This window comes from Candidatus Cloacimonadota bacterium (assembly GCA_011372345.1).
GTDB lineage: Bacteria > Cloacimonadota > Cloacimonadia > Cloacimonadales > TCS61 > DRTC01.
Map to the genome: position 1 here is coordinate 1 of DRTC01000396.1, position 5,650 is coordinate 5,650.

General features: G+C 39.2%; 3 protein-coding genes. All 3 read right to left on the bottom strand.

The window, feature by feature from the left end:
• Positions 1–478 precede the first annotated feature (478 nt).
• On the bottom strand, positions 479–3,634 hold the full coding sequence (locus ENL20_07775) for a hypothetical protein (protein ID HHE38459.1): 3,156 nt from the start codon (positions 3,632–3,634) through the stop codon (positions 479–481).
• Positions 3,635–3,879: 245 nt separating this feature from the next.
• Positions 3,880–4,944, bottom strand: coding sequence for a DUF362 domain-containing protein (locus ENL20_07780; GenBank protein HHE38460.1), 1,065 nt, complete (start codon positions 4,942–4,944; stop codon positions 3,880–3,882).
• 72 nt (positions 4,945–5,016) lie between these two features.
• Positions 5,017–5,616, bottom strand: a complete 600-nt coding sequence (locus ENL20_07785) for a TetR/AcrR family transcriptional regulator (protein HHE38461.1) — start codon at positions 5,614–5,616, stop codon at positions 5,017–5,019.
• Between the last annotated feature and the right edge of the window lie 34 nt (positions 5,617–5,650).

Sequence of the window (5,650 nt, forward strand, 5' to 3'; positions counted from 1 at the left end):
AATTCCTATACTTATCAGCCGCCCGCAGGTAGAAGAGTTTACCGTGTGCGTGCTGAAAATGAATACGGTTATGGAGACTGGAGTGAGGAAGTGGAATATACGGTGGAGGAAGTGCCGGCGTAGTCTTCACCCCTGCTCTCTCCTAACCCCTTTGTGTTTCCCCTTAAAATAAGGGGAAATTCAGAGGACTTTTTGATGATTAATGGAGAGAAAGAAAATCCCCTCTTGAGAGGGGTGCGGCTTTAGCCGTGAGGTGTGTTTTTTTTCGTATTGGATATTCCCACACCTGAAGGAATGGGCTATTGATTGGGAAATGATCCTTTAATAGTCTCGCCCTTCAGAGCGGGGAATAAATCAGCCCAGTAGATCTGGGATTTTGATCCCAAAAAAATTGAATTAATCAACAGCCTTATAAATAAAATGCAAGAATTTTGTTTGTATAGTTTTTTCTTTATACTTTTTATTATCCATCAAACTATTAATTCACAATGATCTCCGGTCGTGTAACTCCTGCTCTGATTTGTGTATGACCATTGATATAAATGCTCTTTCCGTTATTGTTTTGGAAGAATTCGCGATAATATCTATCCATCTCAAAATCACCGAATCCTTCTGTCAGGATCAATGGAAATGGAATATTCTCGTTTCCGGTCAAGGCAACTCCGATCTCTTCTCCGGTAAAATCAATTAAATCTGCATTATCAATGGATGGAACAATAATTCCATTCACCTTCAATTTCGTAGCTTTTTTCAGGAAATCGATGTTTATTTTTTTGGGAAGAACCACGATATCTCCAATCTTACATTTTTGAATCTCTTCCATATTATCAATGAAATGAAGTTTCCCGTTGGCTTCCGAACCGAAACCGATAATTCCACTCAATTTATAACCTTCATAGGAAATTGACGCACTTTTTCCCGCTGTTATTTCTGAAACTTTTCCGCTGATTCCGGCAAACTTCTGATACGGATCTTTGTCATATTGGATCGTTACTTTTCCGGTTGTGGTGTTGATCTCTTTGATCGTTCCGGTGGTGGGAGCAGAAGCGATCAGCGGATAAGTCAAACCGGTTGCATCGATAATTTTGGAAGCGAGCAGGTCTCCTGCATAAACAAAATCGTTCAATTCTTTTTTCATATATCTTTTAATAAGTTTGGGAGGAATATTCAGTTTTTTAGCAACATTCACGATTTTCGGTTTAGTAGAGTAATCCTGGATTTCACGCAACACGATCGTACCGGAATCATAATTGATCTTTTCGGCTTTCCCGCGAATTGGAGATTCAAAAAAATAATGCTGGAAAGTAAGTTCATCGATCAAACTGCGGTCTCCGATCTCGGCAATCCTTGTTCCGATCTTCACTACTTGCCCCTCCTTTATTAATAAAGATTTCTTGATATTTTCCTCATTCAAATGAAGATAGGTTTTATCAAACAAAGAAATCACATAAATTTTGGGAGGATCGTAGAGATTTTCTCCAATCACAGTCTCAGATGTAACTTCCTGACCTTCCGAAACCAGAATATTTCCGGCATAAGGAAGTTCGACTTTATGAACGAACGAGCCTTGTTCGATCTTTTTCTCTGCCATAAAATCCTGAAAGGAACTTTCAATCTCCTGCTGCTTTTTCTCAAAATCATACAAATTCAATGTCTGGTTCAATCTTTCAACATCAGTTTTTTCGCAGGTATCGATGAGTATGGGAAGTGAGGTTTTCAAAGTAAAATGCTCATCTTCTCCATTTAAGTAGAATCCTTTCTCCATCCTGATTTCCAGTGTTTCTTCAGCGTCAGATTCCCAATAAAGCAGTTCATTAACTTTGATCTTATGCGTTTCATTTTGGTTGGAAATTTCCATTACCTGATGTCCTTCTTTGAATTTTTTTCCCATAACTTTGATGTAAATTCCCAACTTTTCAAAGCAGTCGTTCTCCAACAATTGGGAAGCGAGTTTTTCATTTACTTCACTCAGTTTTCCCAGATGCGGAGTGATGAAATCTTTGTCACGCCAGATCTCGGTAATTCCCTGCGGTTGGAATCCGTCGATGATCATCGCAAATGCCTGATTTTTGTTTTGGGTGTGTGAAATAACACCGCCTGCTCCGATCATGATATTTATGTCGAAAATGTGGAAACTGTGCTTTTCCTTCTCCTTCTCGAAATAGAACATTTCCATTATTTTTTCCAGGTCACGATATTTGACTTTCTCCAGAAATCCCACATTTGCTGTGTTAAAATTCATCTTCAAATGCTGCTTTTTGGACATTCCGATCGCTTCCCTGGCAATTGCCTGCTCGATCGCGATCTGAAAATCGTCAGTCGGATTAAAAGTCGGATAAAGCATTTTGTTGGAGATGTAATTGCGGATGTAATTGTCATCCAGATTTTCCGGCAGCCACTTTCTGATATTCTCAAATTCTGCATCTTTCAGCACATTGGAAATGCTGTAGGAAAGTCCGTAATTAGCACTCACCGTGCGGAAATATTCACCTTGAATATTGGAAAAAACATCAGTCGTTGCACCGCCAATATCGACAGACATCACATTTTCTTCCAAGTTTTGACTGATCAGCTGCAGAGAACGAATTACGCCCAGAGGAGTAGGAATGATGTTGTCGGAAACTTTCTTTTTCAGTTCGGAATAACCGGGAGCCTGCTCCATTACATTATCCATAAAAAGTTTATGAATTTTCTCTCGTGCCGGGATCAAATTCTCGGTTTTCATTGTCGGACGAATATTGGGAGCGAGATAGAGTTCAAACCTGTCTTTGAATAGACTTGAAATGAACGGTTGGGCCGCGATATTTCCAGCAAAAACAAGCGGAATTTTATTTTTCTCACCGAATTTTGGTGATGGATCTGCCAGCTGTAGAATTTCTCCTAATCTGAGAAGCGAGGAAACAGCTCCACCATCGATTCCTCCGCACATCAAAATAATATCCGGATGAAGGATGTTCATTTCCTGCATCTGTTCGAGGGATGTCCGTTTATCATCGATGGCAAAAGTATCGAGGATAACTCCTCCGGCTCCGTAAGCAGTTCTTTCACCGCTGCTCGCAGAATCGAACAAGGTCAATCCGATCACCAGAATCTGCAATCCTCCGCCGGCACTGCTGGTCGTCAAATAGAGAACATTTTCACTAAATTCAAAATTGGAACTTCCTGCTTTTGAATTCAGGATTTTCAGATTCGATTTTTCTTCTAATTTTTTAATGGCATTAAAAACTCCGAGATTCACATTCTCCTGTGGTTTTTCTACGGTTGTCGGGGAATTATAGATTTCGATTATCTTGAATCCTGAACTTTCCTTTTTTAATAGAACTGCCTTCGTGGTTGTGCTACCGACATCGGTGATGACGATCAATTCTTTATCTTGCATTAATTCCTCCCTTTTCACCCAGAATGGTATTTTGGAAACATTTTCTTCAGCCATTTTTTCTGCTTCCTCTTCGGAAACCGACATCTGTTCCATCAGGAATTTCTTCGTATCACCGATAATATTGGAATATGTTTTCCTGAAACCGAGTTCGTCGGTGCAGTCTTTACAGAACGGATTTCCGAAAATTTCTCCGGCAAAATCTTCTTTGCTTTTTAAGACTTTGCCGCAACTTTGACAGATATAAACTTTGTTCATTTTTTCCTCCAAATTTATTTAGCAACGAATCAGACTTCGTTCCACTCCGCCGTGACAAGCAAAACAACAAAAGAAAACCACAGAACGAACGGAACAAATCTCCTCTTGAGAGGAGTCCCCGATTTATCGGGGGAGGTGTGTTTTCCCTTCTTCATTGGAAATTCCTTGTCGGATACTTGTAAGGCTTTGGCTTATTGAATATTCAGATTAAATTCCTTTCCGGTGCATTTGGTGTTTTTCAGTGTTTAATATATTTCTATCAACTCATACTCCTTATTTCCCAATCCGATTTCATAAGCATAATTGATATGATTTCTACCGCTTACGGAATTTTGTTCTTTAAAGGTATCTTCGCAATCATGGTTTTTGTCTATCAAATCGTAACTGGCTGCATCGATAGCAACGATATCCGTTGAAGCAAGAATTCCAATATCATCCATAAAAGGTTTGGGAGCCCAGCTATCGCAATCACAGGATTTGGAAATGTTTGCCAGCACATTGATATAAATGATATTTTTTTTGTAGTCGGTAATCCCTTTAGCATATTCCGCGATCCTTTCCTGGAAAACATCGATATTTGTGCTTCCCCAGGGAACATTGAAGGCTCGAGTCGGACAAGCTCCGATGCACTTTCCGCAGCCGATACATTTATCAACATCGATGACCAGCGGGTCGATGGAAATAGCATTACCCGGACATTCAGGAACACATTTTCCGCAGGAAATACACGAATTCGGATTGTATTTCGGGATCGAGGAAGCATGCATTCCCATTTTGCCTGCAATGGAAGCAAGTCCCATGGAAACATTTTTGATCGCTCCACCGATTCCTGCCATAATGTGACCTTTGGCATGCGTGAATACGATCAGAGTCTCATAGTTGTCGAGATGACTTCCTACTCTTATTTTTTTGAAATGTTTGAAATCAACCGGAATTTCAATTTCACCTTCATCATTCAAAATATCAATTGGTGCGAAATCAAATCCATGCCTTCTTGCCAATTCAATGTGGCTTTCCGTATATCTCCGTTTGCTGACATAAAGAACATTGGTTTCCACAAGCGTAGCATCAAGTTCTTTGGTTAATTTCTTGATTAGATCCGGAGATAAAAAGTTTTTATTTCCTTCCTCTCCGAAATGTAATTTGATCGCTACTTTTCCCTCCACTTTATTCTGGAATTGCTGGAAAACTTTCATTACTCCATCTGCGGAAATATCTTTCGTAAAATACACTTTTGACCTCGCTTCTTCTTTTTTTCCCGAACCGAATAAAAATGGGATCAGAAAAAATAAGATTATGATCTTTCTCATGAGAACTCCTGTATCTCCATTGTCTCGATGGTTTTTAATCCCTAATTCAACTAATTAAACAAGTTCAACCAATTAACTCTCCCATCGGGACGATGGGGCTACAAAATCCATAAAAGTCGAAATTATGGATTCCTTGAATTTTTCGATCACACTGCCTTCTTTAACGAAAATCGGTTTCAAACTCAAATAATAATTGATCGTTCCAAACAGGAAAGTAAGAGCCGGAATGATTTCAATTCTCTTGAATTTATTAATTTTGACACCATCAGCAATTGCTTTCCGGAAATGACTGCGAATGATCGATTCCCGAAATAAAATCTTCCTTCTCAACTCATCTGAATAAAATGGTAATTCTCTCGCTAAAGTTGCGAAAAGATCTTCCTGTTCCTGAAGGAGATCGAGATATTTGGATAGTAGAAGTTCAAAATCATTCGATTCGTTGATTATTTGGAAAATCTGTTTGCTGATTCTGTCCAGTTCCAGGTCGAGAATTTCGATGATAAGCGCATCTTTATTTCTGAAATGCAAGAATAATGTTCCGTGAGCGACTTTTGATTTTTGAGCAATTTCGGAAGTTGTTGTTTTCAGAAAACCATTTTTCATAAAACATGATTTTGCTGTCTGCAGAATCATTTCCCGCGTTTTCTGTTTTTGTCTCTGTCTTTTATTCATTTTATTATCCTCACTGACTGCACAGTCACCGAGT

What these genes read in the sequence shown, in the direction of transcription:
- ENL20_07785 (HHE38461.1), bottom strand. Translation starts at nt 5,616, where the DNA reads ATGAATAAAAGACAGAGACAAAAACAGAAAACGCGGGAAATGATTCTG.
- ENL20_07775 (HHE38459.1), bottom strand. Translation starts at nt 3,634, where the DNA reads ATGAACAAAGTTTATATCTGTCAAAGTTGCGGCAAAGTCTTAAAAAGC.
- ENL20_07780 (HHE38460.1), bottom strand. Translation starts at nt 4,944, where the DNA reads ATGAGAAAGATCATAATCTTATTTTTTCTGATCCCATTTTTATTCGGT.